The following is a 26448-nucleotide window of genomic DNA, read 5'->3' on the forward strand; positions in this document are numbered from 1 at the left end:
TCCTATGTCATCTTCCGCCCCGAACGCTGTCCTCTCGGTCAGCGGTATCGGTAAGACTTATGCCCAGCCGGTTCTGTCCGACATCACCTTGACGCTCAATCGCGGGGAAGTGCTGGCGCTGACCGGTGAAAACGGCGCAGGCAAAAGTACCTTGTCGAAGATTATCGGCGGGCTGGTCACGCCGACCGCCGGGCACATGCAATTCAACGGTCAGGACTACCGCCCCGGCAGTCGCACCCAGGCCGAAGAGCTGGGCGTGCGGATGGTCATGCAGGAACTCAACCTGCTGCCGACGCTGACCGTGGCCGAAAACCTGTTCCTGGACAACTTGCCCAGCCACTGTGGCTGGATCAGCCGCAAGCAGCTGCGTAGCGCGGCGATCGAAGCGATGGCGCAGGTCGGCCTGGATGCGATTGACCCGGACACCCTGGTCGGCAGCCTGGGTATCGGCCATCAGCAAATGGTCGAGATCGCCCGCAACCTGATCGGCGACTGCCATGTGCTGATTCTCGACGAGCCCACGGCTATGTTGACCGCCCGTGAAGTCGAGATGCTGTTTGAGCAAATCACCCGCCTGCAGGCCCGGGGCGTGGCGATCATTTATATTTCGCACCGGCTCGAAGAGTTGGCCCGTGTCGCCCAACGCATTGCGGTACTGCGTGACGGCAAACTGGTCTGCGTCGAGCCGATGGCCAATTACAACAGCGAGCAACTGGTGACCTTGATGGTCGGCCGCGAGCTGGGCGAGCACATTGACCTGGGGCCCCGTACCATCGGCGGCCCGGCCTTGACGGTGAAAGGGCTGACCCGTGCGGACAAGGTCCGCGACGTCTCCTTTGAAGTGCGTGCCGGCGAGATCTATGGCATCTCCGGCCTGATCGGCGCCGGCCGCACGGAATTGCTGCGCCTGATCTTCGGTGCCGACCTGGCCGACAGCGGCACCATTGCCCTGGGGTCGCCGGCCCAAGTGGTGAGCATTCGCTCGCCGGTCGACGCAGTGGGCCACGGCATCGCCCTGATCACCGAAGACCGCAAGGGCGAAGGCCTGCTGCTGACGCAATCCATCAGCGCGAATATCGCCTTGGGCAACATGCCGGAAATTTCCGGCGGCGGTGTGGTAAATAGTCGCGACGAAACCGCCCTGGCCAAGCGTCAGATCGATGCCATGCGTATCCGCAGTTCCAGTCCGGCGCAGTTGGTGTCCGAATTGTCCGGCGGTAATCAGCAGAAAGTTGTGATTGGCCGCTGGCTGGAGCGCGACTGCTCGGTGATGCTGTTCGATGAGCCGACCCGTGGCATCGACGTGGGGGCCAAGTTCGACATTTACGCCTTGCTCGGCGAGTTGACCCGCCAGGGCAAAGCGCTGGTGGTGGTGTCCAGCGACCTGCGCGAGCTGATGTTGATCTGTGACCGCATCGGCGTGCTGTCTGCCGGGCGGTTGATCGAGACCTTCGAGCGCGACCGCTGGACCCAGGATGAATTGCTTGCCGCCGCCTTCGCCGGCTATCAGAAACGTGACGCGCTGCTCAATGACGCAGCGCTTAGGGATGCCCAATGAAAACAACAACTTCCCCCGGTAAAGCGGGCGGCAATTTTTACGGCCTGGGCACCTACCTGGGGCTGGCGGGTGCGTTGCTGGCGATGATTGCGCTGTTTTCGGTGCTCAGCGATCACTTCTTGTCCTACGACACCTTCAGCACCCTGGCCAACCAGATCCCGGACCTGATGGTGCTGGCGGTGGGCATGACCTTCATCCTGATCATCGGCGGAATCGACCTATCGGTGGGCTCGGTGCTGGCGCTGGCGGCGTCGGCGGTCAGCGTGGCGATTCTCGGCTGGGGCTGGAGCGTGTTGCCGGCCGCCGTGCTCGGCATGGGCTGCGCCGCGTTGGCCGGCACCATCACCGGCTCGATCACCGTGGCCTGGCGGATTCCGTCGTTTATCGTGTCCCTTGGCGTACTGGAAATGGCACGCGGCGTGGCGTACCAGATGACCGGCTCGCGCACGGCTTATATCGGTGACTCCTTTGCCTGGCTGTCCAATCCGATCGCCTTCGGGATTTCGCCTTCGTTCATCATCGCTTTGCTGGTGATCGTCGTCGCCCAACTGGTGTTGACTCGCACGGTATTCGGCCGTTACTTGATCGGTATCGGTACCAATGAAGAAGCCGTGCGTCTGGCCGGGATCAATCCCAAACCTTACAAGATCCTGGTGTTCAGCCTGATGGGCCTGCTGGCGGGTGTTGCGGCGCTGTTCCAGATCTCGCGCCTGGAGGCGGCGGACCCGAACGCCGGGTCCGGCCTGGAACTGCAAGTGATCGCGGCCGTGGTGATCGGCGGCACCAGCCTGATGGGCGGGCGCGGCTCGGTGATCAGTACGTTCTTCGGTGTGTTGATTATTTCGGTATTGGCGGCTGGCCTGGCGCAGATCGGTGCCACCGAACCCACCAAGCGCATCATCACCGGGGCCGTGATCGTGATTGCCGTGGTCCTCGATACCTACCGCAGTCAACGCGCCAGTCGGCGGGGCTGAACCATGGCGACGATTAAGGATGTGGCAGCCCTTGCAGGTATTTCCTACACCACCGTGTCGCATGTGGTGAACAAGACGCGCCCGGTCAGCGAGCCGGTGCGCCTCAAGGTGGAAGCGGCGATCAAGCAACTGGACTATGTGCCCAGCGCCGTGGCGCGTTCGCTCAAGGCCAAGACCACCGCCACCATCGGCCTGCTTGTGCCCAACAGCCTCAACCCGTATTTCGCCGAGCTGGCCCGGGGGATCGAGGATTACTGCGAGCGTAATGGCTATTGCGTGATCCTCTGCAACTCCGACGATAACGCCGAAAAGCAACGCAGCTATTTGCGAGTGTTGCTGGAGAAGCGCGTCGATGGCTTGATCGTGACCTCGGTGGGCGGCGACGACAGCGGCCTGGCCGCGGGCTTGAGCGCGGTCCGCACGCCCATGGTGATTGTCGACCGGGCGTTGGACGGTATTGATGTCGACCTGGTGCGTATAGATCACGAGCAGGGCGCCTACCTGGCGACCCGGCATTTACTTGAACTGGGCCATCGGGACATCGCCTGCATCGGCGGCCCTGGCCATACCCGTGTGGCACAAATGCGTCTGGCGGGGTATCACCGCGCTTTGCGCGAGGCGGGTATCGACGTTGCCGCCAATCGCACCCTGGAAAGCGACTTCACCAGCACCGGCGGTTATGCCGCGGCAGTGAAGTTGCTGTCGGAAAACCCGCCGAGTGCGATTTTCGCCAGCAACGACATGATCGGTTTCGGCGTGTTGCGTGCGGCAGCCGAGCGCAACATCCGCGTGCCGAGCGAATTGTCGGTGATCGGCTTCGATGACATCCAAATGGGCCGTTACGTGTACCCGGCGCTGACCACGGTCGGGCAGTCGATCGTGCAATTGGGCGAGACGGCGGCCGAGTTGTTACTGCGACGGATTGCGACCCCCCAACTGCCGATCGATCAACGCATCGTGACGCCGAGTATTGTCTTGCGTGAGTCGACGGCGCCACTTGCCGGTGTATTCGCGCAATACCGCTGAACCGAATTGATGAGTACTGATGTATGCCAGCAAAAGTAGTGGTAGTAGGCAGCTTGAACATGGACCTGGTCACCCGCGCCAGCCGGCTGCCCCGCGCCGGTGAAACCCTGATCGGCCAATCGTTCTCCACCGTCCCCGGTGGCAAGGGCGCCAACCAGGCCGTCGCATCGGCGCGGCTGGGGGCTGAGGTGGCGATGATCGGCTGCGTCGGCTCTGACGCCTACGGTGTCCAATTGCGCGATGCGTTGCTGGTCGAAGGCATCGATTGCCAGGCTGTGAGCCGTGTCGACGGTTCCAGCGGTGTGGCGTTGATTGTGGTGGACGACAGCAGCCAGAACGCGATCGTGATCGTTGCCGGCAGTAACGGTGAGCTGACGCCCGCTTCGTTGCAGGCGGCCGATGTGGTGTTGCAGGCCGCCGACGTAATCGTCTGTCAGCTTGAAGTGCCGCTGGAGACCGTCGGGTATGCGCTCAAGCGCGGGCGTGAACTGGGCAAGACGGTGATCCTCAATCCGGCCCCGGCCAGCGGTCCTTTGCCGGCGCAGTGGTATGCCTCGATCGATTACCTGATCCCCAACGAAAGCGAAGCCACCGCCCTGAGCGGCGTGACGGTGGACTCCCTGGACAGCGCCAAGCTCGCCGCGGCGCAGTTGATCAAGGCCGGCGCCGCTAAAGTGATCATCACCCTCGGCGCTCAGGGCGCGCTGTTCAGCGATGGCAACCGTGTTGAGCACCTGGCAGCGCCCAACGTCAAGGCGGTGGACACCACGGCTGCCGGCGACACGTTCGTCGGCGGTTTTGCCGCAGCGCTGGCCCATGGCAAAAGCGAAGCCGAGGCGATTCGTTTTGGTCAGGTGGCGGCCGCGCTGTCAGTCACCCGCGCCGGCGCGCAACCCTCTATTCCTACGCTGCACGACGTTCAAGGTTTTGTGCCCTCATGAAAAAGACACCGCTGCTCAATATCGCCCTGTCACGCCTGATCGCCTCCCTCGGGCATGGCGACATCCTGGTTATCGGTGATGCGGGCCTGCCCGTGCCGCCGGGCGTCGAGTTGATCGACTTGGCCCTGACCCAGGGCATTCCCGACTTCATCAGCACCTTGCGCATTGTGCTCAGCGAAATGCAGGTGGAAAGCCACGTGCTGGCCGAAGAAATCCTGCTCAAGCAACCGCCGGCGCTCAGCGCGCTCAATGCCCTGACCGACCAGGCGGCGCTCGGCGAGCGGCGTCTGCTCAGTCATGACGCATTCAAGCAACTGAGCCGCAGCGCGCGTGCCATTGTCCGCACGGGCGAGTGCCAGCCTTATTGCAATATCGCACTGGTGTCCGGCGTCACGTTCTAGAGTTCCCCAACGACAAGGAGTGTTTCATGCCGCGTAATCTTCCAACCCTGAGAAATCTGTTCCGGAGTGTTTTGCTTTTGTCTGCACTCACCGCAGTGAGCGCCCAAGCGGCGGAAAAAATCGACCTGATCATCGACACCGACCCTGGTGCCGACGATGTAGTGGCCTTGCTGTTTGCCATGGCCTCCCCGGAGGAGTTGAACATTCGGGCGCTGACCACCGTCGCCGGCAATGTGCGCCTGGACAAGACCTCGCGTAACGCGCGCCTGGCTCGTGAATGGGCGGGGCGAGAGGACATCCCGGTGTACGCGGGCGCGCCGAAACCGCTGCTGCGCACGCCGATCTACGCCGAAAATATCCATGGCAAGGAAGGCATTTCCGGTGTCGCCGTACATGAGCCGAAAAAGGCCCTGGCCGAAGGCAATGCCGTTGATTACCTGATCAAGACCCTGAGTACCGCCAAGCCGCACAGCATCACCATCGCCATGCTTGGCCCGCAGACCAACCTGGCGCTGGCGCTGACCCAGGCGCCTGAGATCACCCAGGGCATCAAGGAAGTGGTGGTGATGGGCGGCGCGCACTTCAACGGCGGCAATATCACGCCGGTGGCCGAGTTCAACCTGTTCGCCGACCCGGTCGCGGCCGAGATTGTGCTCAAGAGCGGCGTCAAGCTGACCTATCTGCCGTTGGACGTGACCCACAAGGTGCTGACCAGTGAAGCGCGCCTGAAGAAGATCGCCGACATCAACAACAACGCGAGCAAAGTCGTCGGCGATATTCTCAATGAATACGTCAAAGGCGATATGGAGCACTACGGCATTCCTGGCGGCCCGGTGCATGACGCCACAGTCATCGCGTATCTGCTCAAGCCTTCGTTGTTCAGCGGGCGTCAGGCCAATATGGTGGTGGACAGCCGCGAAGGGCCGACCTTTGGCCAGACCATCGTCGATTGGTATGACGGCCTGAAGCAGGAAAAGAATGTGTTCTGGGTTGAGAATGGCGACGCCCAGGGCTTTTTCGATCTGTTGACCGAGCGCCTGGCGCGCCTGAAGTAAGGTGATTGCCGGTCGGCGCTCGCCGGCCGGTGCTTAATCGCGCCCGGGGTTGTGTGCGCCCATGTGATCGGCCGGGTATTTCTCGAAAACCTGGCCAATGAACGCTTGCGCGGCCTGGGTGCCCAACTCCTTGACCAACAGGTCGATACCGATGATCGCCAATTCTTCCGGGCTTCCGGGGCTGTAGGAACTCTGCCCTTGGGGCCACTTGGCTTTGATGTCGGCTTGGAGCGTTACGGTGGTCATGGGTGTCTCACGAGCTGGAAGTACGGGGTGATGCGCTAAAACGCGGTTCTTACGTCGGCAGTTAAGCATTTTGTACGGCGTTTGGCACTGCTACTTACGCATGAGGTATTTCGAAATGAGGCAAGCAGTGTGCGACACTGTCAGCCTGTTTTAATGACCGGGGAACACCGCGTGCAGATCGACTTGAACAACCCCGAGAACCTGACATTGGCCGCCGTGCGCCAACTGCTTGCCAGTGCCAGTGATGATGAACACACTCAATTGCGAGTCACCAGGGCAGGTATTGCCTACATCTCCTCCGGCAAGGCCGTCGGCGGCGTCGATATCGATGGGTTGCTGTTTCGCCTGGAAACCTGGGCCAAGGGCTCCGGTTACGTCGGAAACGTGGCCGCCAGCGATGAGGTCTGGGTCACACAGATTTTCAATGCCTTGAAGCAGAACTGGCCAAAGCCACCGTTTGACTACATCGACATCTACTGAATTCGTTCATATCTGGTGACGATTGATCGGGCGAATGCCTGCCCTGAGTCAGGCAGACTTGCCAGCAGGCGATTTACGTCTTGAAACCAATCCGCCTGATCGCTGTCGCACGATCTCTGTCCATTTTTTATCATAGGAGGCTTCATGCCTTGGAAGCTCGCATCATTCGGTACTTTGTTGGCGGCACTCGCGTTGGCGGGTTGCAGCACCCCGGGTACCTCTGAGCCAGCCAAAGATGCCGCCGTGACCGATGCCGGTCATAGCCGCTGTGAGGCGAAGGCCGCCGAGTTCACGATCGGCCAGAAAGCCTCGCCCCAGTTGCTGGAGCAAGCGCGTACCCGTGCCGGTGCGCAGAACGCCCGAATTCTCAAGCCTAACGATATGATCACCCTGGAATACCGCTCCGACCGCCTTAACCTCAACACCGACGATAACCTGGTGATCACCCGGGTCAATTGCGGCTGATAGCCACAGGCTTTTGCAGCGCCCATAAAAAACCCCGTCACATGGACGGGGTTTTTTTAGCTCAGCGGAGAATTACTCGCCGCGAACCTGTGCAGCTTGCATACCCTTTTGGCCTTTCTCAGCCACGAAGGAAACGGTTTGGCCTTCTTTCAGGCTTTTGAAACCGTCGCTTTCGATAGCTTTGAAGTGTACGAACAGGTCGTCACCGCCACCTTGAGGAGTGATGAAGCCGAAGCCTTTTTCATCGTTGAACCATTTAACGGTGCCGGTTTGGCGATTAGACATGGTGTATCTCCAAGAAACATATATTTTCAGTAGTGCTGTGCTGCTCAGGCCAACTGGGCACACAGGGCTATCATAGTCGAAATGTTCGGCTTGGGAGCCCCCCCAAGGCACTGTTTGCTAATCAATAGCCCCGGGTTTAGTCCTTCGGTTGGCTGAAAGCCCCGATCTACGGGGCTTTCGCACGAAATATCAGCTGGTAAAAAAAGCCGTAAAAGCTGTGTATTTTGTGCGAAATGGCAGTTTTAAGAGGGCTTTTACCGAAAAACTGCCATCCGAATTGCAGCGATTCTTACTTTTTCTTCACGACTTTGCAGGACGAAATAGCCGCGACTGCTTTGTTTTTAAGCGTCTCGCTCGCGTTCTGGTTGGTCATGAGTTCCTTGATTTCCGCGGTGCTCAATTCAGCATTGATCTTGTCGGCGCCGCATTCGCAGTGTGCTTTGGCGGTTTTGATGTCCACGTTCTGGCTGGCGGCTGAGCTGCAGTCTTTGACGAATGCGTCCCTGGCGCCCGCAGGCCAGTTCGAAGGAGCGGCGGCCTGTGCGCCGAGGGAGAGAAGGGTAAGGGATGCTGCAAGCGCGAAGGTCGAGGAAAAACGCATCATTAAATGCTCCTAAAGTCGTGAGGACGAATGGCGATTCTCGGCGGATTTGACGGGGGACGTACAGCTCAAGTTCACTTTTGCCGCTATAAAAGCGGGAATTTGTTATTGGCTGTGGCGCCGTGGGCGCGATGACCGTTCATCTGTGCTAGCATCGTGTGCTTGGCTATTTCCGGGCGCGCCAAATGCCGCCTTGCCATGTTTTTTTCGTCCACTCCAGTCACTCTGGTTCGATCACCGGTTGGCCGAAAGGCTCCTGCCGCTGTAAGGCAGGCGTTCATCACTGAACGGCCTGGTATTGGATCTTGTACTGGCTCATCCCAACCCACGTGACCTTTGGTAGGGGTCACCACTAGGAGAGGAGGCGCCATGCCAACTATTACTCTTCCCGATGGCAGTCAACGTTCATTCGATCATTCGGTTTCCGTAGCCGAGGTCGCCGCATCCATTGGTGCCGGCCTGGCCAAGGCCACCGTGGCCGGCAAGGTCGACGGCAAGCTGGTTGACGCCAGCGACCTGATCACCGCCGATGCCAGCCTGCAAATCATCACGCCCAAGGATCAAGAGGGGCTGGAGATCATTCGCCACTCTTGCGCACACCTGATTGGCCACGCGGTCAAGCAGCTGTACCCGACGGCGAAAATGGTGATCGGCCCGGTCATCGACGATGGCTTCTATTATGACATCGCCTACGAGCGTCCTTTTACTCCGGACGATCTGGCCGCGATCGAACAGCGCATGCACGCGCTGATCGAAAAAGATTACGACGTGATCAAGAAAGTCACGCCGCGCGCCGAAGTGATCGACGTGTTCACTGCCCGTGGCGAAGACTACAAGCTGCGCCTGGTGGAAGACATGCCGGACGAACAGGCCATGGGCCTGTACTACCACGAAGAATACGTCGACATGTGCCGTGGCCCGCACGTGCCGAACACGCGTTTCCTCAAATCGTTCAAGTTGACCAAGCTGTCCGGTGCCTACTGGCGCGGCGACGCGAAGAACGAGCAACTGCAGCGGATCTACGGCACAGCCTGGGCTGACAAGAAGCAGCTGGCCGCCTACGTCCAGCGCATCGAAGAAGCCGAGAAACGCGACCACCGCAAGATCGGCAAGCGCCTGAACCTGTTCCACCTCCAGGAAGAAGCGCCGGGCATGGTGTTCTGGCACCCGAACGGCTGGACCCTGTATCAGGTGCTCGAGCAGTACATGCGCAAGGTTCAGCGCGAAAACGGCTACCTGGAGATCAAGACTCCCCAGGTCGTTGACCGCAGCCTGTGGGAGAAATCCGGGCACTGGGCCAACTACGCCGACAACATGTTCACTACCCAGTCGGAAAATCGCGACTACGCCATCAAGCCGATGAACTGCCCTTGCCACGTGCAGGTGTTCAACCAAGGCCTGAAGAGCTACCGCGAGCTGCCGATGCGCCTGGCCGAGTTCGGTGCCTGCCACCGTAACGAGCCGTCGGGTGCGCTGCACGGCATCATGCGCGTGCGCGGCTTCACTCAGGACGACGCCCACATCTTCTGCACCGAAGAGCAGATGCAGGCCGAATCCGCTGCGTTCATCAAGCTGACCATGGACGTTTATCGCGATTTCGGCTTTACCGAAGTCGAAATGAAGCTGTCCACTCGTCCGGAAAAACGCGTCGGTTCCGATGAATTGTGGGATCGCGCCGAAGCCGCACTGGCCGCTGCGCTAGACAGCGCGGGCCTTGCGTATGATCTGCAGCCGGGTGAGGGCGCCTTCTACGGTCCGAAAATCGAGTTTTCGCTGAAAGATTGTCTTGGTCGTGTCTGGCAATGTGGTACTTTGCAGCTCGATTTTAACCTGCCGATCCGTCTGGGAGCCGAATACGTCTCCGAAGACAACAGCCGTAAACACCCGGTTATGCTGCACCGGGCGATCCTCGGCTCGTTCGAACGGTTCGTCGGTATCCTGATCGAGCACTACGAGGGCGCATTCCCCGCGTGGTTGGCTCCGACCCAGGCAGTGATCATGAATATCACTGATAAACAGGCCGATTTTGCTGCTGAAGTTGAAAAAACTCTCAACGAAAGCGGATTTCGTGCCAAGTCCGACTTGAGAAATGAAAAGATCGGCTTTAAAATCCGCGAGCATACTTTGCTCAAGGTTCCCTATCTTTTGGTTATCGGAGATCGGGAAGTCGAGATGCAGACTGTCGCTGTGCGTACTCGTGAAGGTGCTGACCTGGGCTCGATGCCCGTCGCCCAGTTCGCTGAGTTCCTCGCGCAAGCGGTTTCCCGGCGTGGTCGCCCAGATTCGGAGTAATTATTATTAAGCGTGAAATGAGACAAGATAAACGAGCTGCACCGAAAGCCCCGATCAACGAGAATATCTCGGCACGCGAGGTTCGGTTAATTGGCGCTGACGGCGAGCAGATTGGCATCGTCTCGATTGATGAAGCGCTTCGTATCGCTGAAGAGTCCAAACTGGACCTGGTGGAAATTTCCGCCGACGCAGTCCCACCTGTTTGCCGGGTGATGGACTACGGCAAGTCGATCTTCGAAAAGAAGAAGCAGATTGCTGCGGCGAAGAAGAACCAGAAGCAGATTCAAGTAAAAGAAATCAAGTTTCGTCCAGGGACGGAGGAAGGGGATTACCAGGTAAAACTGCGCAACCTGGTACGTTTCCTGAGTGATGGGGACAGGGCCAAGGTATCCTTGCGATTCCGCGGCCGTGAGATGGCCCACCAGGAGCTGGGGATGGAACTCCTCAAGCGGGTTGAAGCTGACCTGCTCGAGTACGGTTCGGTCGAACAGCATCCTAAGATGGAAGGACGCCAACTGATCATGGTCATCGCCCCGAAAAAGAAGAAGTAATCAATAGGGCACGGCAGGCCTTCTGATTATGTTTATCAACTGAATGCGGAGTATCCGAACATGCCAAAGATGAAGACTAAAAGTGGTGCTGCTAAGCGGTTTCTGAAAACTGCTAACGGTATCAAGCACAAGCACGCTTTCAAGAGCCACATCCTGACCAAAATGTCGACCAAGCGTAAGCGTCAACTGCGCGGTAGCAGCTTGCTGCATCCGTCTGACGTGGCAAAAGTCGAGCGCATGCTGCGCCTTCGTTAATTTTTGGATCAAGAATAGAGGAAGTAACTCATGGCTCGTGTAAAGCGTGGCGTCATTGCCCGTAAGCGTCACAAAAAAATTCTGAAACTTGCTAAAGGCTACTACGGCGCGCGTTCACGCGTATTCCGTGTTGCCAAGCAAGCGGTAATCAAGGCAGGCCAATACGCCTACCGTGACCGTCGTCAGAAAAAACGTCAGTTCCGCGCTCTGTGGATCGCTCGTATCAACGCTGGTGCTCGTGTTAACGGTCTGTCCTACAGCCGTTTCATCGCTGGCCTGAAAAAAGCGTCCATCGAGATCGACCGTAAGGTTCTGGCTGATCTGGCAGTGAACGAAAAAGCGGCGTTTGCTGCGATTGTCGAGAAAGCTAAAGCCACCTTGGCTTAAGTACCCCCGACAGTCACCCTGGGCTACTCCTGTGGTCCAAGGTGTTAAACGTCATAAATAGGGGAAGAGCCTTCAAGCTCTTCCCCTATTTTGTATCTGGAGTCTGTACATGGAAAACCTGGACGCGCTCGTCGCTCAAGCTCTTGAGGCTGTGCAAAGCGCTGAAGATATCAATGCCCTGGAGCAAATCCGGGTTCACTACCTTGGCAAAAAGGGTGAATTGACTCAGGTGATGAAGACCCTGGGAAATTTGCCGGCTGAAGAGCGTCCGCAAGTCGGTGCGCTGATCAACGTCGCCAAGGAGCGTGTCACAGAGGTTCTCAATGCGCGCAAGGCGTCGCTCGAGGAGGCCGAACTTTCGGCCAAGCTCGCCGCCGAGTCCATTGACGTAACCTTGCCTGGCCGTGGCCAGGCCTCGGGCGGTCTGCATCCGATCACCCGGACTCTGGAACGTATCGAGCAGTTCTTCACCCATATCGGCTACGGCATCGCCGAAGGCCCTGAGGTCGAAGACGACTATCACAACTTCGAGGCGCTCAACATCCCAGGCCATCACCCGGCCCGGTCGATGCACGACACCTTCTATTTCAACGCGAACATGTTGTTGCGCACCCATACCTCACCGGTACAGGTCCGCACCATGGAAGCGAACAAGCCGCCGATCCGCATCGTCTGCCCAGGCCGTGTGTACCGCAGCGACTCCGATATTACCCACTCGCCGATGTTCCACCAGGTCGAAGGCCTGCTGGTCGATCGCGATATCAATTTCGCCGACCTCAAAGGCACCATCGAAGAGTTCCTGCGGGTGTTCTTCGAGAAAGAGCTGGCGGTGCGTTTCCGTCCATCGTTCTTCCCGTTCACCGAGCCTTCCGCCGAAGTCGACATGGAATGCGTGATGTGCAGCGGTAAAGGCTGCCGCGTTTGCAAGCAGACCGGCTGGCTGGAAGTGATGGGCTGCGGCATGGTTCACCCCAACGTGCTGCGCATGTCCGGGATCGACCCGGAAGAGTTCTCGGGCTTTGCCTTCGGCATGGGCGTTGAGCGTCTGGCCATGCTGCGTTACGGCGTGAACGACTTGCGTCTGTTCTTCGACAACGACTTGCGGTTCCTCGCGCAATTTCGCTAGTCGTAACGAATCTTTAGGAGAGCAGGATGAAATTCAGTGAACAATGGCTGCGTGGCTGGGTAAGCCCGCAGGTAAGCCGCGACGAGCTGGTTGCTCGTCTGTCGATGGCCGGTCTTGAGGTCGATAGCGTTACTCCGGCCGCCGGCGTATTCAGCGGTGTGGTCGTGGGTGAGGTGCTGAGCACCGAGCAGCACCCCGATGCCGACAAATTGCGTGTGTGTCAGGTCAGCAATGGCGCGCAGACGTTCCAGGTCGTGTGCGGAGCGCCTAATGTGCGCCCGGGCCTGAAGATCCCGTTCGCCATGATCGGCGCCGAACTGCCGGGCGACTTCAAGATCAAGAAAGCCAAGCTGCGTGGCGTTGAGTCCAACGGCATGCTGTGCTCCCAGGCGGAACTGCAGGTGGGCGAGGGCAATGATGGCCTGATGGAGCTGCCGGCCGACGCGCCCGTGGGCCAGGACATTCGTGTCTACCTGGAACTGGAAGACGCCAGCATCGAGGTCGACCTGACCCCGAACCGCGGCGACTGCCTGTCCCTGGCGGGTCTGGCACGTGAAGTAGGCGCGCTGTACGACGCGCCCGTCACCCGGCCGGTGGTTGCCGCAGTTGCTGCGGTGCATGATGAAGTGCGCTCGATCGAAGTACTGGCACCCAACGCGTGCCCGCGTTACCTGGGGCGTGTGATCCGCAACGTCGACCTGTCCAAGCCAACGCCGCTGTGGATGGTTGAGCGCCTGCGTCGCGCCGACGTGCGCAGCATCGACGCTGCCGTCGATATCACCAACTATGTGATGATTGAACTCGGCCAGCCGTTGCACGCGTTCGATCTCGCCGAAATCAATGGCGGCATCCGTGTGCGGATGGCGGAAGAAGGCGAGAAGCTGGTTCTGCTCGACGGCCAGGAAGTCAGCCTGCGTGCCGACACCCTGGTGATCGCCGACCATTCCCGCGCCCTGGCGATTGCCGGTGTGATGGGGGGCGAACACAGCGGTGTGTCCGCAACCACGCGTGACATCTTTCTTGAGAGCGCATTCTTCGACCAGATCGCCATCGCCGGCAAGGCTCGTTCCTACGGCCTGCACACCGATGCGTCGCACCGCTACGAGCGTGGCGTGGACTGGAAACTGGCGCGTGAAGCCATGGAGCGCGCCACTGGCCTGCTGCTGGAAATCACCGGTGGCGAAGCGGGCCCGATCACTGAAACCGTCAGCGAACAATACCTGCCGTCGATTGCACCGATCACCCTGCGCGCCAAAAGCGTTGAGCAAATGCTTGGCCTGGTGATCGAACCAGCGGAAATCGAGCGTCTGCTTTCGGCCCTCGGCCTGGGCATTGCCGCCGGTGAAGCCGGGCAATGGCACGTTGAGGTGCCAAGCCATCGCTTCGATATCAGCCTCGAAGTCGACCTGATCGAAGAACTGGCCCGTCTCTACGGCTACAACCGTCTGCCGGTTCGCTACCCGCAAGCGCGCCTGGCGCCGCAACCCAGGGCCGAAGCGCGCGCGCACCTGCCCGAGCTGCGCCGTCTGCTGGTTGCCCGTGGCTATCAGGAAGCGGTGACCTACAGCTTCATCGATCCTAAGCAGTTCGAACTGTTCAACCCAGGCGTCGAGCCGCTGTTGTTGGCCAACCCGATCTCCAACGACATGGCCGCCATGCGTTCGTCGTTGTGGCCCGGCCTGGTGAAAGCACTTTCCCACAACCTGAACCGCCAGCAAGACCGCGTGCGTATGTTCGAAAGCGGCCTGCGTTTCGTCGGCCAGCTGGATGGCTTGAAGCAAGAGCCGATGCTTGCCGGTGTTGTTTGCGGTAGCCGCTTGCCGGAAGGCTGGGCCCAAGGCCGTGATGCAGTGGACTTCTTCGACGTTAAAGCGGACGTGGAAGCCGTATTGGGGTTTGCCGGAGCACTGAACGACTTCTCGTTCGTGCCAGGTAGCCACCCAGCGTTGCACCCGGGCCAGACGGCGCGCATCGAGCGCGAAGGTCGACTGGTGGGCTTCGTCGGTGCCCTTCACCCGGAACTGTCGAAAACCCTCGGTCTCGACCGTCCGGTCTTCGTTTTTGAATTGGTCCTGGCCGAAGTCGCTTTGGGCAAGATGCCGAAATTCAGCGAGCTGTCGCGCTTCCCGGAAGTGCGTCGCGACCTGGCGCTGATCGCCGATCGTGAAGTGTCCGCCACGGCCGTTCTGGATGTCATCCGTGAAAATGCAGGCGAATGGCTGACGGACCTCAGGCTATTTGACGTCTATCAGGGTAAAGGCATTGATCCGCATAGAAAAAGCCTTGCAGTTGGCTTGACCTGGCAGCATCCATCGCGCACTCTTAATGACGATGAGGTGAATACCACGACACAAAATATCCTCACCTCGCTCGAACAAAGGTTGAACGCCACGTTAAGGAAGTGACGTATGGGGGCTTTGACGAAAGCTGAGATGGCGGAACGTCTGTACGAAGAGTTGGGTCTGAACAAACGCGAGGCCAAGGAATTGGTCGAGTTGTTCTTTGAAGAAATCAGACACGCTCTGGAAGACAACGAACAGGTCAAATTGTCCGGTTTCGGCAATTTTGACCTGCGAGACAAACGCCAGCGGCCTGGCCGCAATCCAAAAACGGGAGAAGAAATCCCGATCACGGCTCGCCGTGTGGTCACCTGTCGTCCAGGGCAGAAGTTGAAGGCCCGAGTTGAGGCTTATGCTGGAACCAAGTCATAACGACGAGCTACCCGTCATCCCAGGCAAACGCTACTTCACCATCGGTGAAGTCAGCGAGCTCTGTGCGGTAAAACCGCATGTGCTGCGCTATTGGGAGCAGGAGTTTCCTCAACTCAACCCCGTCAAACGCACCGGGAACCGTCGGTATTATCAGCGCCAGGATGTGCTGATGATCCGACAGATCCGTGCATTGCTGTACGACCAGGGGTTCACCATCAGCGGCGCGCGCCAGCGCATGTCCGGTGATGAAGCCAAAGACGACACCACCCAATACAAGCAACTGATCCGCCAAATGATCTCCGAACTCGAAGATGTGCTGGTGGTTCTGAAAAAATGATTCAGGCTTTTAAAATACTTCCACATTTCAAAAGCTTGCGGTATATTCCTGATCGCTTCATTGCGAAGCGAACCCAGTAACACGCCTAGTCGGGGCGTAGCGCAGTCCGGTAGCGCACTAGCATGGGGTGCTAGGGGTCGAGTGTTCGAATCACTCCGTCCCGACCATATTATTCAATGACTTAGCCGCTTTTTAGCGGCTTTGTTGTTTCTGCCATAGTGACTTTCCGAGTGACCATGGCCTTTTTCTTCTGTAAGTTGGTGTCGGATTTGGCATCACTTTACGCGATGTTTGGCACCGCCCATTCGCTCGCGTCCCGATGAATTTAGCGCAACTCTTGGCACCGTATTCATGACAACCGAATTGCAGTTGCGGATAGTCGCCACTGCTTTTCAGAGGGTGAGGTTAGCTTGAAAGGGGGACTGCGCTGTCTGATACCTTTTCTGCCTTCAAATGGCCTTTACTCTTCGAAAATAACATACGGGCAGGCTACGTAGTTTTTTGCATCATCAACGTGCCACATCACCCTAGCTAGGCAGCGCGCCGGAATTCCGACATTTCCCTTAAGTGCAGGAGATGCACGAAGAACCTGGGCGAAACCTGCTGAAAAGTAGCTTTCCTGGGTCAGGAATTCCATTCGTTCGTTGTCAAACTTCAGTTCAAAATACTCATGACCAGGCACCTCGCTACCACGCGCCTTCCATTGGCCTACTGTCAGCTTGCCGCTGATCCATACGAGCTTCGTTCCTTGGTAGTTTTCGAAAGAGCTGAAGGTTTCATAATTTTCCTGCAACTGTTTCCACGTGCTTTGGAGCATCTGTCGCGATGTGATCGAGAATGTTCGGGATTCTTGGGTGGAAATTCCAGCAGTCGCAAAAAGCGCTTTGATACCCGCGTTCCCACCCTCCTGATAGGTTGTTTTCGTTGCTGGATCTATTCCGTGTAGCTCCTCGTACTTCCGCGAGATGAACTCAAGGTCAAGGTAAATAAGCTTATCAAGGGTCTCGGGCATAGCACGCACGTAACTTCTCCAGAAAATTATGGCTGCCAAGATAAGCACTATAGCGCAGCTAATGTACCTCTTTATGACTCTATCCTGTCACCATTCAGTGGCGGTCTGGCTCTCTGGGGCTTCAATAAGCGTGGAGCCAGGCTTTCCGTGGAGGATTAGGGACACAAGCCTCTGTCGAAAACCCTTTATCCAGTAACTGGGAGACAATTAATTCGGAAAAATATCCGAAACCGTATTGAGAGCTTTTGAGCGCTCCCAGAAGAAAGGGCTTCGATGTAAAGGGATACTAGAACAACGCCAGCCATGATTTAGTTTAGCTTTAAAGACTTTCGAGTTTGGTCTTGAGGTAGTCAGCCTGGCCTACGCCTAACGCGCGGATTACGCCCAGCTCTAGCTGACTCAAGATGGCCCCGCCAGCCGTCTCTGTGGCTCCATCACGTGTATTAGTGAACTCCAAATCTGAGAGGCCTAACATCTGTGCCACCCGCTTTTCCTCTGCATTCATCGCTGTCGCTTGGCGTTCGACGCTCCCGCCGAACTGCTCATTATTCAGAGCAGTGAGCAGAAGATTCGGCTTGTTGGCCAATCCTGCCGACACGAGGGCCACGATACGGCGGCTCTCCGTTTCGTAATCAAATACCGGAGAAAGGTATCGATACTCTCGGGCTTCTACCTGGGCCCTTCCTCGAGGTGTCCAAGATACTTTTCCCCATAGCGTGCCGATACGCAGTTGCAATACTGTTATCCAACCTGCTGCGGGGGCATCCTGGCCCTGAGGAGCACGGCGCTGTGTGGCATGCTCCCAGTCAATAGGAAGATCGATAGATCGACCAACAAATGCATTGGTGACCAATTGAGCAGACCCTTGGTCGAAAACCCATGATCTACCGTCACGGCCAGTGACCTTTGGGCCAGCAGGAATCAGCTCTACCCATTCTGGCGCCTGTCCGTTTACTAGGCCCGCCGTGATCTCTACATCTAATGAAGCCTTCGCCAGCATACGTTTTCCTAAAATATGATGTGTTCCCGTGCGTGAGCGGCTTTGCCGTTGATGCATGCTTTAGTTCTACCGAGCGTTTAGCCTCATCTTCGGTCATTGACCTCTCCGGACTTGTGTTCCGACTCTGCGCTCAAACTCTAGGAACAGTTCCTCGCGATCAAGGCGTATATCAAATGAAATGGGCTTATCAAGAGCGGCCCTGAATCGAGCAATTGCCTCATTCAAACCGACAAGTGAGGAGCCTCCAGCCTGAGTGCTAAAGGCACCTCCTAGTAACGTATTCGCCTGATTGCGCGCCCACTCATTCGCGCTCGCTACTGTCGATCCCTGAGCAGTCAAGCCGGTATCTTGCTGAGCCAGCCGTCGAGCTTGAGCCGAGACCCAATTGTCGGTGGCATCTGGATTTTGACCTTTTAGGGTCATTCGATTGCGGTAGAAGGCGCCGTAGTATTCTCTCTGGCTGGCATTCAGCATCTTGCTTCGCTCGGCTTGAGACAGCCTGGTGGCGTCGTCTTGCGGGGAGGCCGTTGGCGCATATTGAGTCATGTCTAATGCCATGTATCCCGCTCCAATCCCTGGTATGGCTCTCAGCAGCATTGACCCTCCGCGAGCTGACAGCCCCGCGCCGACTGCTCCTACCACTCTCGCGATAGCACCACCTTTGCCCCTGCCGCCAAGTACCTCTGCCGCCGCGACCCCTAGGTCACCTATTCCTGTGCCCATATTGCTCGGCCAGTTAGTAACGTACACGGAGGTAACACCAGTTGCCTCCTCAAGCGCCTTGCCTACGGCAATACCCTTAAGGGTGTTCAATGGGTTATCGAACCCTGGCAATTTACTGAGTAGCGCCCCAGCTCCTTTCTTGAGGCCTCTCCCAGCGTAATAACTGCCCGCTGCTGTCGCCGCGCCCAGGCCAAGCAGTTGTTCGCCCGACATGTTCAAGTCATCAAGAAGGTATGTACCCATGCTGGCGAACGCTTTATTGATAGGCTGTGCCATTCGATCCGTGGCGTCACGCAAGGTGGCCCGCATACGCCCAGCTGTGCCGGTGGCACTCTCGGTGTTCTCCTTGCGTTGCTGATTAAAAATCGGCCCCCCGTTCTCGGTCTTACTGGAAATCGTGTGCATGTTGGACTCACGATCACCGGACAGCATCCAGCGCCAGGCGGACACCGCGTCACGATCCATGCTCTTGAACGCGACGTTCCAAAACTCTGCACGCTTCTTATCGTTCGGCATTTTTTCGTACTTTCGCTTCAACTCCGCGATGACCTCGAAGGGATCCCGACGACTCTTGTCCTTGTTGAAAAACTCCGTTCCTGTCTTCTCGGTGATTTGTTTCTGGTACGACCCGGTGTTAAATACGGTGAGAAAATTGCCCACCATGGTGCGCAAGTTGTCAGCGTTGGGCTCGACGTTGGACAACGATTCAATTAGGCCAAGAGACTGGCTAAATTTGAAACCTGCTGCACTTGCATTGGCGCCGACCTTGTTGAAAATATCGCCCAGGTCACCCAATTCGGCTTTCGCGGCGTCCCCGGCAATAGTCATTTTCTGAAGTATTTCCAGCATTGCGCTAGGGTTCTCAAGATCAAATCCGTAAGCCTCTTTGGCTGCCATGCCGACCCCAGCTAATACCGTAGGATCTGCACCCCGTAGTGCATTCGCTTGGCCGATGGCATCAATACTTGATTTTGCAGCTTTTGGACTGAGGCCACCGGCCAACAAGGCGGCGCCACCCGACAGGATTGCATCAGGATCGTTGCCATAGGCTTTGGCTACGCGAAACGCCTCTGTTTTGAATTCCTGGCGCTGTGCAGGTGTCATGTCAGCCGTTTGGCCTAACTGGATCACCTGACGCTCCGTGCGAGCGGCTGACCCTAAGGATACTGCGGCGCCAATACCTAGCCCGGCTCCGGCAACCATCCCATTGGTACTGGCCATCACACCCCTAATGCGGTTGAACTCTATGCGCGCCATAGCCGAAACATTTTTGATAATCCGACCAGAATTTGAGGCTGCTCTCGCTAGCTGTCGAAAGCTGTTACTGGTGCGATCCACGCCAATACCTAGAGGACGTACACCATCCCGGTCAGCGCTCCGCAGATTCTCTTTAACTTGAGTCGCTGCCGCTCGTGCGGCTTGCGCAAGTTGCTTCATGCTTGCAGTGCTTTGCGTCACCTGAGTACGGAAGTCACGGCCACCTTGCGTGCTGTCCCGCATGCCTTGACGGATCGCCCGATAGCTGGCAACTCCCGCTCGACCAATGCCAGAGATTGCTACCTGTGCATTTCGGCTTTCGTTCGTTAGAGATTTAGCGCCGTCCTTACCAGCTTGGCGTAGATCACGATTTAATGCGTTGATCTCGCGCCGACTGTTTCCTGAGTTCGCCTGAATTCGCAACGCGACGCGTAGATCACCCGACATCATATGCCTCCTGGTTTTTTCTTCATTTTCTGAATAGGTTGGCGCTGGCTGATATACCGCTTGCCAGTCTTCGGTTTACCCACAATTAAATCGATCACCGTCCCGAGCTGTGCTCGGGACATTTCATGGATCTCGCTTAATTGATGTCCGTGCCGGATGAGGACGTGCTCGATTTGTCGCCTATCTCTGCTGCCACGCTCGGCAGCTTGAGCTTTTTTTCCAATGCCTCATCGGCATCACTTAGGAGGCTCAAATCGCTCTCCGACAGTTCCGCATGCAGCAGCTCATAGGTCAGCGCCTCAGGGGGAATATCTCCCAAGGACACCAACTGCTTATGTAGTATCGCCAAGGTGGCGACGTGAATCGTTCCCTCGGGATGCTCGATCTGTACATTAATGATGTCTCCCGCCATCGGGATACGCAGTGTGAAGTGTTTGTGTCTTACACCGGCGTAGTACACACCAGCCGACAATTCACCATCAATCGTCAAGCCTTCCCAGCGTTTATCTTGATTAGTCATCTTCAGGCCTATGAATGGGGCAATGGAATTAACGTATTTGCACGGCGTTGTTAATGTCGTTGAGTTGTCGAAACAGGCTGTCTCGTTGTTCATTAAGCTCGTCTATCTGGTCTTCAATGGATTGGAGTTCGTCACGACGTTTCGCAATGTTAACTTCGCCGTCTTTTACCCATTTGGATTCGCTCCCCGTACGCAGACATGTCATGAGTCGATCATGCATCACGTCAGGAAACAGGAAGCAGAGTGCATCACTTGTTACGTCAGGCTTAAGTACTTCGCTTAGCAGTTTTCCGACCTCAGTTTGCTCAAAGTCTGGCCAGCGCATAACACTGTGTTGAGGTCCAGCCGCACGCCCTGATTGAGACGAATGTCGTGTGCCTAGCCAAAGGCGCGCGTAATTGTCCGCACGCCCCTGAATCTCTTGAAGAAGAAACGCGCTGTAGTCTTCCAAGGACACAAGCCCGTTTTTCGATTTGCTTTTTTCTTTCTCAACAGAAACGATCTTCTCGGTAATACTTTCAATCTCTAAATTGATTCGCTCTCTTGATGCTTTGATTGCATCAAGTGCAGTTTTTGCTAAATCGGGAATTGAATCCAACTTGGTTTGGTTGCAATTGGTGAGTTTCATTAAAGTTGACCTTGCTCAGAATTTTTGAGAGTTGCTGCTTTTCTTTCGCGCGCGATAATTTCATAGATAGCCTGACTGCCTAGGCGGTAATCTTTAGCCAGTTGAGGTATAGGAACTTTATTCTTCCATGACGTATAAATATCAAAGTCCCGCGCCTTCCGTTCCGCAGCCGCCCCCATTGGCAAATAAAAAACCGCACCGCCGAAGGTTCTGCATAGTCCTAAAACTACTGCGCGTGCCAGGGATTGCGGCGAGCGTTCCTTATCTGGTTGTGCTGAGATCGAGTGCTCTACTACCTCGAGCATCTCTAACATCGTCCCCTCCCATTTAGGGGGGGTGGTTTTACTCTGCGTAGTACCTTCGTCTTGCTGCATATATCTTCCCTCTATCAAAATGCTTTCGTCGATATGAAAGAAGGTATCAGTTAACTCATTAGATTTAACTTTCGTGCCGCCGAAATAAAAAATGGCACCTATCGGGGTGCCATTTCGGGTTGGTTGTACGGACTAGGGCCTGTTAGTCGTGTGAACTCCGATCAAGCCTTGCTGAAACCGTATCTTTGCTTCTGCTATGTTGGTTTTTGCGCGCCCTCACAAAAAAACATGTGTAACCTGATTACAGTGATGTTGGTCAATGAGCCATGACGTGGTTAAAGCCTCCGGGCGGGAGTGAAGAAGTAGAAGTTCGAATCAATCTGATATTTCTTGGTGTTCATCACCGACCTGTTGACTTTAAGATTTTTCAGCAGGGCGTATAAGTCTTCCCGCTGTACAAGAAGCATAATCAGTAGCGTCTGTCAGTGGCGCGCCCTTGGTTGCTAGTCGAACCGCAGACACGATAGTTGAAAGTGCATCCGCAGCCACCTTCACTCCTGGAGTTGATGAGCTGTTTACCTTTGTAATTACTCCGTTATCTAATTCAATGCCAAAAGTTGATGTTTCGAGCCAGCCCGGATCGTAAGCAATGTATCTAGTTTTTAGTGGGTCAACATCCGGAACTATCTGTGCTTCCTTTATTTCTACAAGATTACAAGCTGTAGCTTCGGAATCTTCAGAGGTGCCGGTATAAATCCTAATGACTTTTCCATCTTTGTCTAGGATTCTATCCAAATAGTAGGTTTGAATTCTTTCTCGCAAGGGACTAAAAGGAATCCCAACGTATCTTTGCTTATCTTTCTCGCTTCCGAAGTTCTGGGCGGCCTGATCGCGGTCCATGACATAGATATGCCCTGAGCATCCAGCCAAAATCTGACTAACGCCTATAGCTAGCAGTATTCTTGAAAACTTCATAACTGTCCCCTCCCTAAGCAAGGCAAAGCGCCATCATTCAATGTAGGTGACTTCCATCCGGATGCAAGCCGCTCGACAGCCCTAAATTCATTTATGTGGCTGTGCCAGGAACGCCAGCTTGTATTGGTGGCCGTAAAGGGCGTTAGACCCGCGTTAGAAACAACGATCTTGGCCAGGCCTATACGCAGGTGGCTCTTTGAAAAAAAATGGTTGCCAGCAGCACCGTAGGCGCTCTTGAGTTTCTTGAGGCTTTAGGAGCGGCTGACGTCAGTCACTTTTTTTCTAGGTCAAGCAGGTTGGCCTTTTGACAAGGTGTTCCGTTCTTAAGAACAAAGCCTGTCATTGCCTCAGAAAGAGGCCATTCGATTTCGAAGTCACCGTACCTTTCTAGGAACGCTGCCCAACGGGCACTAAGCACGCCAGTACGGCGCATGCTAGGTGCAACCCATATCCAGTAGAGAGTCCAATGATCTTTACGCCAGTAGAATGCGCATGCCCCCACTATCTTTCCCGTTGGTAATAATTCGAGCTTCTCGGAGAATAAATGTCCTTCAAAGTTGGGGGTTGCCCTTCGTTGACTATTCCCATCCCACTGCAAAGAGTCGTATCTGAAATCTCGTTTAAATCGAAGAGCTCGCTCATAGACTTCGTCGTGCATCCAAAGAGGAGAACTGTCATCGACTAATTCGGGATCTGGATGATTGAGTAGGCGTTTAGAAAATCGGCTGGACAGGCGAGGTTCTAAGACTCTCTTAAGTCTTGCGTGTTCTCTGCGATGAGTGAGGCTAGATTCCAAGTCTCCCTTGGTATATTTGATGCCGCAATATTCGCAAGTGATCTGCACGCGTGGTCTGAGATTTTTTTGTTTTGGACCGATAACTTCTAGTTCGTAAGGTCTTTCGTTAATTAGCGTTAAAATAAAGCGGTATCCGTTTTCTCCTTTGAAACGGTGCTCGGCCCATGCATGTTGCGTAGCATCAATATCTGACCTTAAGTGAATTTTGGATTTGTGGCGTTGACTTGGATATTCCCATATTACTAACTCGCTCGTCGTAAGCATATCTTTGTGTTTTAACGTGGTTGTCAGCTTGTTTACCAATCTTTCTGGGTTAACGCATAGGCCAAGCGATTCAAGCAAGATTAGAAGGTGCACAGCATCTGGTGCGGTGTAACCTTGCCAGCCTATATTTTCTCCATTAGCGTAGCGAGGCTTGTGGTAAATATATCTTATTGGAATTTCGAAGTAGTTTGCTAACTCTTTGAGTAGCGATGAGAGTCTATATCCACCCCGATCCTCAGTATCCAATACCATGTCTTCAAAATCGACTGCGAGAATAACTCCGCTTTGCACAAGATCCAGTTCGCGGGTAGTGAGTCTCTTGGTTTTTGGGAGTGTTGGCGCGGTCTGTTTCAATACATCAATTAAATTTTCCAGCGACTGAACTGAAATTCGTTCAAGCATGGCCTCCATCCTTATGACGATCAGAGCTTCTATGAAGCTGCCAAAATATCAGGTACGAGCATGGGATGGCTAATAGCATCTCGCTAACCTGAGTTACGAGCAGCGCGGGCGTACATTACCTTGTTTAGGTTTGCATCGAAGACCTGCCCGCTCCGCTGAATTATCGGTGCTATTGGCCCTGTGTACATACCAAGCGCAAGGCAATAGCGTGTTTGCCTACCTGGCTGTGCTGGTGTAACCACGGAAAGATAGCCAGCCCAGTTCAACCACTTGAGATAGTTTTTTGCTGTGGCAATGCTAGTTGGCGCCGCTGTGCTGGCGTACATCGCAAGTTCAGTCGCGTTGACGTCGTCCAGCATTCTGAGCGTACGCCACATTGCTTCCGTGCCGCGACCTTGTTGGCTTGGCGTCCCGTCCAGTCGAATCCGGGGAGCCTCAGTGCCCACGTCACGAACTAGCTGGAACTCTGCTTGATCCCCAACACCGTCGCCGCGTTCCAGATAGCCAGCTTTCCTTAGGCTGCTTACGTATGTTCGAACAGTTTCATCGTTGAGGTCAGTGCGCCGACTGATGGTGTAACAACTAATACCCTCAGGATGCTTTCTAATCGCTTCCCACACACGCTGACGATTGCTTTTACCGTCCTGAATGACCATGTGCGCAGGCTTCCGGCCAATGCCCATTAGAGCGTTCTCCGTAATGGTGCCTCACCGGTGAACCAGCCACGTTCTCCCCACTGCACGCTATCAACTGAGTCCCAGCCGAACGCTTGGGCTTCTGATTGAAGGCGGTAAAGGTTCACCACCACACGACGTAGGCAGCCACGCACGGCTTTTCGCAGATCCTCAAGAAGGTCGTCATGAATCTGGAGGTGTGGATAGCAGGCGGTTGACAACGTTCGCAGATCTTCCTGTGTCGCAGGTTGCGCCGGCACCCACTCTAAGACCCTGTTATGTAAGCGTTCAAGCTTGGCTAGGCTGAGCGGTACGCGCTCTTCTCCGATCAGAACAATGGTCCCGTGGCTGGCGTTATAAATGTCGGTCAGAACATTGGCTGCTGCTTTTTCTAGAAGATACTGTGCATCGTCGACGATGAGAGGGCGTCCGCTTCGTGATAGTTGATCTGCGATTTGATCAACCATCTCGGACATTGTGCGGCTTGGCACTATTGTCATTTCTCGCAAAATGGCAGCGAGGAAGGCTTTCTTGGTCCAAGTGTCCCGGCACTCGATGTAATAGGCGCGATAGATGTTCGCGGCGAATGTCGCTCCCACGGTTTTGCCTAGGCCGCTAGCACCGTACATCACTACTAATCCGGGTAAGTTGGATGGTCGGGCCATAGCACGCTCAAGTGCGCTGGCCAGCAAGCCGACGTTCGTCAGGGGGACTATCTTCGGTGCGCTCATTCCGGGCCTCTCCATGCTGTTTTAGTGCTATCGGCCATTTGGCAATGGCCCTACGAGTTGGTGTGCTCATACATCCGCTTGATGGCGGTAAAGTCGAGATGGTGCGGGTATCGCTCATGCCATAAACCTTCTTCTGCGTTAAGGATCTCCCCGGCTTGGAGGCGCCTGTTGAGTGCTTCCCACAGTCGATACCTACCAATCGGGTCATTGGGTAATTCAAATCTGTTGATTTTGGGAGGCGTAAGGCTTGCGGCAAATCGCTGGGCGTCGGCCAGTTGCTCGGCGCTGAGGTCGGCGGATAGAGCAGGAGAGGTAGTGATCATTTCTACACGGCTGCCGGTCAGCGTTTCCAGCTTGTCCACTGCGCGTTTCACCTGGCCTTTCTCGCGTTTGTCGTACGCCTTTTCAATCATGGTTTTCGGCATGTAGTCGCATGCATTGCCGTCGAGGCTTGCTTCGCCGATTAACTCGCCGTCTAGCGTACGGACCCAAATGCGGGATGAGTCGCGCACGTCGTATGCCAGGCGGATTTGCTCGCCGTGAAAGTTACGCAAAGCATCCAGAAAATAGGTTTCTCCAGCCCAGGTAACTTCGCCGCGACGTGTCGGACGGATAACTTGCGGGCGTGTCAGTTCATTTAACAACTCGGCAGGTGCCACAATCGGCTCCCAGCCAGCGGCAATGGCTGCGCTCCATGCCTCATTTGGGCTCATGTGACGAATCTTGCCCGTCAGCGTATCGCGGAACTTTGCCAGCCCCCTGTGCGGGTGGTTGTTGTAGGTTTCAATCTCATACTCGACACCAGACATGAACTCGGCGAAGGTTGGAATTAGGGATGTTTTTCCAGTTTCGCGCAGTTCTTTGCGGCCAATCCGATGCACCTTTGTTGCGCATTCCACGCCATCCGGCCACCCAGCCCACCAACATCCGGCCACCTATTCCACGCTCATCCGGCCGGGCAGTCGGAGCGCAGCGACGCAGGTTTGCATTGTTAGTCTGAAGTCTCTGTCGCCG

Annotated in this window: 29 protein-coding genes and 1 tRNA gene; 17 read left to right on the forward strand and 13 right to left on the reverse strand. The window is 55.9% G+C overall.

The annotated features are described in order from the left end of the window. Positions 1–4 precede the first annotated feature (4 nt). Genes INT12_RS24350 through INT12_RS24375 form a run of 6 tightly spaced genes read left to right on the forward strand, consistent with a single transcriptional unit; the run spans position 5 to position 5955 of the window. The gene (locus INT12_RS24350) at positions 5–1558 is read left to right on the forward strand and encodes a sugar ABC transporter ATP-binding protein (protein WP_017847677.1); all 1554 of its coding nucleotides are present in this window, start codon (positions 5–7) and stop codon (positions 1556–1558) included. Continuing rightward, positions 1555–2532 (forward strand): ABC transporter permease, encoded by a 978-nt coding sequence (locus tag INT12_RS24355; RefSeq protein WP_046382649.1) that lies wholly within the window; start codon positions 1555–1557, stop codon positions 2530–2532. Before INT12_RS24350 ends, INT12_RS24355 begins: the two co-directional genes overlap by 4 nt. A 3-nt stretch (positions 2533–2535) precedes the next feature. Next, a complete protein-coding gene (locus INT12_RS24360) occupies positions 2536–3558 on the forward strand; it encodes a LacI family DNA-binding transcriptional regulator (protein ID WP_046486747.1) in 1023 nt (340 codons plus the stop codon). A gap of 23 nt (positions 3559–3581) precedes the next feature. Next, positions 3582–4499, forward strand: coding sequence for a ribokinase (gene rbsK, locus INT12_RS24365; RefSeq protein WP_193040443.1), 918 nt, complete (start codon positions 3582–3584; stop codon positions 4497–4499). Then, complete coding sequence (gene rbsD, locus INT12_RS24370; RefSeq protein ID WP_046382652.1) at positions 4496–4900, forward strand: D-ribose pyranase; 405 nt, start codon at positions 4496–4498, stop codon at positions 4898–4900. Before rbsK ends, rbsD begins: the two co-directional genes overlap by 4 nt. Positions 4901–4926: 26 nt before the next feature. Further along, a complete protein-coding gene (locus tag INT12_RS24375; RefSeq protein WP_046382653.1) occupies positions 4927–5955 on the forward strand; it encodes a nucleoside hydrolase in 1029 nt (342 codons plus the stop codon). Positions 5956–5988: 33 nt separating this feature from the next. Here the strand turns inward: INT12_RS24375 and INT12_RS24380 are convergent, their stop codons facing one another. Then, positions 5989–6201 (reverse strand): hypothetical protein, encoded by a 213-nt coding sequence (locus tag INT12_RS24380; RefSeq protein WP_017847671.1) that lies wholly within the window; start codon positions 6199–6201, stop codon positions 5989–5991. A 171-nt stretch (positions 6202–6372) separates the two neighbouring features. On the opposite strand from INT12_RS24380, the gene INT12_RS24385 reads away from it, so the two are divergent. Both INT12_RS24385 and INT12_RS24390 read left to right on the forward strand, forming a co-directional pair. Continuing rightward, the gene (locus INT12_RS24385; RefSeq protein ID WP_026140116.1) at positions 6373–6681 is read left to right on the forward strand and encodes a hypothetical protein; all 309 of its coding nucleotides are present in this window, start codon (positions 6373–6375) and stop codon (positions 6679–6681) included. Positions 6682–6825: 144 nt separating this feature from the next. Beyond that, positions 6826–7146, forward strand: a complete 321-nt coding sequence (locus INT12_RS24390) for an I78 family peptidase inhibitor (RefSeq protein WP_017847669.1) — start codon at positions 6826–6828, stop codon at positions 7144–7146. Between the two features lie 72 nt (positions 7147–7218). On the opposite strand, the gene INT12_RS24395 is transcribed toward INT12_RS24390, so the two are convergent. Both INT12_RS24395 and INT12_RS24400 read right to left on the reverse strand, forming a co-directional pair. Next, positions 7219–7431 (reverse strand): cold-shock protein, encoded by a 213-nt coding sequence (locus tag INT12_RS24395; RefSeq protein WP_003234260.1) that lies wholly within the window; start codon positions 7429–7431, stop codon positions 7219–7221. A 289-nt stretch (positions 7432–7720) separates the two neighbouring features. After that, positions 7721–8035, reverse strand: a complete 315-nt coding sequence (locus INT12_RS24400) for a hypothetical protein (protein ID WP_193059050.1) — start codon at positions 8033–8035, stop codon at positions 7721–7723. 366 nt (positions 8036–8401) lie between these two features. Here INT12_RS24400 and thrS point away from each other — a divergent pair, with 366 nt between their 5' ends. From thrS to INT12_RS24445, 9 genes are all read left to right on the forward strand, one after another. Continuing rightward, the gene (gene thrS / locus INT12_RS24405) at positions 8402–10324 is read left to right on the forward strand and encodes a threonine--tRNA ligase (RefSeq protein WP_017847667.1); all 1923 of its coding nucleotides are present in this window, start codon (positions 8402–8404) and stop codon (positions 10322–10324) included. Next, positions 10324–10875 carry a translation initiation factor IF-3 gene (infC, locus tag INT12_RS24410; protein ID WP_169850653.1) on the forward strand — a complete coding sequence of 184 codons (552 nt, stop codon included), beginning with the start codon at positions 10324–10326 and terminating at the stop codon, positions 10873–10875. The genes thrS and infC overlap by 1 nt, the downstream gene beginning before the upstream one ends. Positions 10876–10935: 60 nt before the next feature. Next, positions 10936–11130 carry a 50S ribosomal protein L35 gene (rpmI, locus tag INT12_RS24415; protein ID WP_002553160.1) on the forward strand — a complete coding sequence of 65 codons (195 nt, stop codon included), beginning with the start codon at positions 10936–10938 and terminating at the stop codon, positions 11128–11130. 30 nt (positions 11131–11160) lie between these two features. Continuing rightward, a complete protein-coding gene (rplT, locus tag INT12_RS24420) occupies positions 11161–11517 on the forward strand; it encodes a 50S ribosomal protein L20 (RefSeq protein ID WP_002553161.1) in 357 nt (118 codons plus the stop codon). Positions 11518–11626: 109 nt separating this feature from the next. Further along, on the forward strand, positions 11627–12643 hold the full coding sequence (gene pheS, locus INT12_RS24425; protein WP_017847666.1) for a phenylalanine--tRNA ligase subunit alpha: 1017 nt from the start codon (positions 11627–11629) through the stop codon (positions 12641–12643). Between the two features lie 26 nt (positions 12644–12669). Continuing rightward, a complete protein-coding gene (gene pheT / locus INT12_RS24430; protein ID WP_193059051.1) occupies positions 12670–15048 on the forward strand; it encodes a phenylalanine--tRNA ligase subunit beta in 2379 nt (792 codons plus the stop codon). A gap of 3 nt (positions 15049–15051) precedes the next feature. Next, a complete protein-coding gene (gene ihfA / locus INT12_RS24435; RefSeq protein ID WP_193059052.1) occupies positions 15052–15354 on the forward strand; it encodes an integration host factor subunit alpha in 303 nt (100 codons plus the stop codon). Beyond that, entirely contained in the window at positions 15335–15691 is a 357-nt protein-coding gene (locus INT12_RS24440) for a MerR family transcriptional regulator (protein ID WP_003174972.1), read from the forward strand. Before ihfA ends, INT12_RS24440 begins: the two co-directional genes overlap by 20 nt. A gap of 90 nt (positions 15692–15781) precedes the next feature. Beyond that, positions 15782–15858 (forward strand) — tRNA-Pro (locus tag INT12_RS24445). 293 nt (positions 15859–16151) lie between these two features. Here INT12_RS24445 and INT12_RS24450 read toward each other — a convergent pair. From INT12_RS24450 to INT12_RS24495, 10 genes are all read right to left on the reverse strand, one after another. After that, positions 16152–16712: a hypothetical protein gene (locus INT12_RS24450; RefSeq protein ID WP_193040842.1), complete on the reverse strand. Its 561-nt coding sequence runs from the start codon at positions 16710–16712 to the stop codon at positions 16152–16154. Between the two features lie 310 nt (positions 16713–17022). Then, positions 17023–17760 (reverse strand): phage protease, encoded by a 738-nt coding sequence (locus INT12_RS24455; protein ID WP_226926296.1) that lies wholly within the window; start codon positions 17758–17760, stop codon positions 17023–17025. A gap of 36 nt (positions 17761–17796) precedes the next feature. Continuing rightward, positions 17797–20130, reverse strand: a complete 2334-nt coding sequence (locus INT12_RS24460) for a phage tail tape measure protein (protein WP_193040843.1) — start codon at positions 20128–20130, stop codon at positions 17797–17799. Between the two features lie 136 nt (positions 20131–20266). Beyond that, the gene (locus INT12_RS24465; protein ID WP_193040844.1) at positions 20267–20650 is read right to left on the reverse strand and encodes a hypothetical protein; all 384 of its coding nucleotides are present in this window, start codon (positions 20648–20650) and stop codon (positions 20267–20269) included. Positions 20651–20678: 28 nt separating this feature from the next. Next, positions 20679–21278, reverse strand: a complete 600-nt coding sequence (locus INT12_RS24470; protein WP_193040845.1) for a hypothetical protein — start codon at positions 21276–21278, stop codon at positions 20679–20681. Continuing rightward, on the reverse strand, positions 21278–21652 hold the full coding sequence (locus INT12_RS24475) for a Mor transcription activator family protein (protein ID WP_193040846.1): 375 nt from the start codon (positions 21650–21652) through the stop codon (positions 21278–21280). Before INT12_RS24475 ends, INT12_RS24470 begins: the two co-directional genes overlap by 1 nt. Positions 21653–22009: 357 nt before the next feature. Next, positions 22010–22567 (reverse strand): hypothetical protein, encoded by a 558-nt coding sequence (locus INT12_RS24480; RefSeq protein WP_193059053.1) that lies wholly within the window; start codon positions 22565–22567, stop codon positions 22010–22012. Positions 22568–22838: 271 nt separating this feature from the next. After that, the gene (locus INT12_RS24485) at positions 22839–24029 is read right to left on the reverse strand and encodes a hypothetical protein (RefSeq protein ID WP_193059054.1); all 1191 of its coding nucleotides are present in this window, start codon (positions 24027–24029) and stop codon (positions 22839–22841) included. Positions 24030–24711: 682 nt separating this feature from the next. Continuing rightward, complete coding sequence (locus INT12_RS24490) at positions 24712–25434, reverse strand: AAA family ATPase (RefSeq protein ID WP_193041170.1); 723 nt, start codon at positions 25432–25434, stop codon at positions 24712–24714. A gap of 50 nt (positions 25435–25484) precedes the next feature. Beyond that, positions 25485–26333, reverse strand: coding sequence for a Mu transposase C-terminal domain-containing protein (locus INT12_RS24495; protein WP_193041169.1), 849 nt, complete (start codon positions 26331–26333; stop codon positions 25485–25487). Between the last annotated feature and the right edge of the window lie 115 nt (positions 26334–26448).

Source organism: Pseudomonas sp. K8, from assembly GCF_014889455.1.
Taxonomy (GTDB): Bacteria; Pseudomonadota; Gammaproteobacteria; order Pseudomonadales; family Pseudomonadaceae; genus Aquipseudomonas; species Aquipseudomonas veronii.

What these genes read in the sequence shown, in the direction of transcription:
- INT12_RS24350 (WP_017847677.1), top strand. Translation starts at nt 5, where the DNA reads ATGTCATCTTCCGCCCCGAACGCTGTCCTCTCGGTCAGCGGTATCGGT.
- INT12_RS24355 (WP_046382649.1), top strand. Translation starts at nt 1,555, where the DNA reads ATGAAAACAACAACTTCCCCCGGTAAAGCGGGCGGCAATTTTTACGGC.
- INT12_RS24360 (WP_046486747.1), top strand. Translation starts at nt 2,536, where the DNA reads ATGGCGACGATTAAGGATGTGGCAGCCCTTGCAGGTATTTCCTACACC.
- rbsK (WP_193040443.1), top strand. Translation starts at nt 3,582, where the DNA reads ATGCCAGCAAAAGTAGTGGTAGTAGGCAGCTTGAACATGGACCTGGTC.
- rbsD (WP_046382652.1), top strand. Translation starts at nt 4,496, where the DNA reads ATGAAAAAGACACCGCTGCTCAATATCGCCCTGTCACGCCTGATCGCC.
- INT12_RS24375 (WP_046382653.1), top strand. Translation starts at nt 4,927, where the DNA reads ATGCCGCGTAATCTTCCAACCCTGAGAAATCTGTTCCGGAGTGTTTTG.
- INT12_RS24380 (WP_017847671.1), bottom strand. Translation starts at nt 6,201, where the DNA reads ATGACCACCGTAACGCTCCAAGCCGACATCAAAGCCAAGTGGCCCCAA.
- INT12_RS24390 (WP_017847669.1), top strand. Translation starts at nt 6,826, where the DNA reads ATGCCTTGGAAGCTCGCATCATTCGGTACTTTGTTGGCGGCACTCGCG.
- INT12_RS24395 (WP_003234260.1), bottom strand. Translation starts at nt 7,431, where the DNA reads ATGTCTAATCGCCAAACCGGCACCGTTAAATGGTTCAACGATGAAAAA.
- INT12_RS24400 (WP_193059050.1), bottom strand. Translation starts at nt 8,035, where the DNA reads ATGATGCGTTTTTCCTCGACCTTCGCGCTTGCAGCATCCCTTACCCTT.
- thrS (WP_017847667.1), top strand. Translation starts at nt 8,402, where the DNA reads ATGCCAACTATTACTCTTCCCGATGGCAGTCAACGTTCATTCGATCAT.
- rpmI (WP_002553160.1), top strand. Translation starts at nt 10,936, where the DNA reads ATGCCAAAGATGAAGACTAAAAGTGGTGCTGCTAAGCGGTTTCTGAAA.
- rplT (WP_002553161.1), top strand. Translation starts at nt 11,161, where the DNA reads ATGGCTCGTGTAAAGCGTGGCGTCATTGCCCGTAAGCGTCACAAAAAA.
- pheS (WP_017847666.1), top strand. Translation starts at nt 11,627, where the DNA reads ATGGAAAACCTGGACGCGCTCGTCGCTCAAGCTCTTGAGGCTGTGCAA.
- pheT (WP_193059051.1), top strand. Translation starts at nt 12,670, where the DNA reads ATGAAATTCAGTGAACAATGGCTGCGTGGCTGGGTAAGCCCGCAGGTA.
- ihfA (WP_193059052.1), top strand. Translation starts at nt 15,052, where the DNA reads ATGGGGGCTTTGACGAAAGCTGAGATGGCGGAACGTCTGTACGAAGAG.
- INT12_RS24440 (WP_003174972.1), top strand. Translation starts at nt 15,335, where the DNA reads ATGCTGGAACCAAGTCATAACGACGAGCTACCCGTCATCCCAGGCAAA.
- INT12_RS24455 (WP_226926296.1), bottom strand. Translation starts at nt 17,760, where the DNA reads ATGCATCAACGGCAAAGCCGCTCACGCACGGGAACACATCATATTTTA.
- INT12_RS24460 (WP_193040843.1), bottom strand. Translation starts at nt 20,130, where the DNA reads ATGTCGGGTGATCTACGCGTCGCGTTGCGAATTCAGGCGAACTCAGGA.
- INT12_RS24465 (WP_193040844.1), bottom strand. Translation starts at nt 20,650, where the DNA reads ATGACTAATCAAGATAAACGCTGGGAAGGCTTGACGATTGATGGTGAA.
- INT12_RS24470 (WP_193040845.1), bottom strand. Translation starts at nt 21,278, where the DNA reads ATGAAACTCACCAATTGCAACCAAACCAAGTTGGATTCAATTCCCGAT.
- INT12_RS24475 (WP_193040846.1), bottom strand. Translation starts at nt 21,652, where the DNA reads ATGCAGCAAGACGAAGGTACTACGCAGAGTAAAACCACCCCCCCTAAA.
- INT12_RS24480 (WP_193059053.1), bottom strand. Translation starts at nt 22,567, where the DNA reads ATGAAGTTTTCAAGAATACTGCTAGCTATAGGCGTTAGTCAGATTTTG.
- INT12_RS24485 (WP_193059054.1), bottom strand. Translation starts at nt 24,029, where the DNA reads ATGCTTGAACGAATTTCAGTTCAGTCGCTGGAAAATTTAATTGATGTA.
- INT12_RS24490 (WP_193041170.1), bottom strand. Translation starts at nt 25,434, where the DNA reads ATGAGCGCACCGAAGATAGTCCCCCTGACGAACGTCGGCTTGCTGGCC.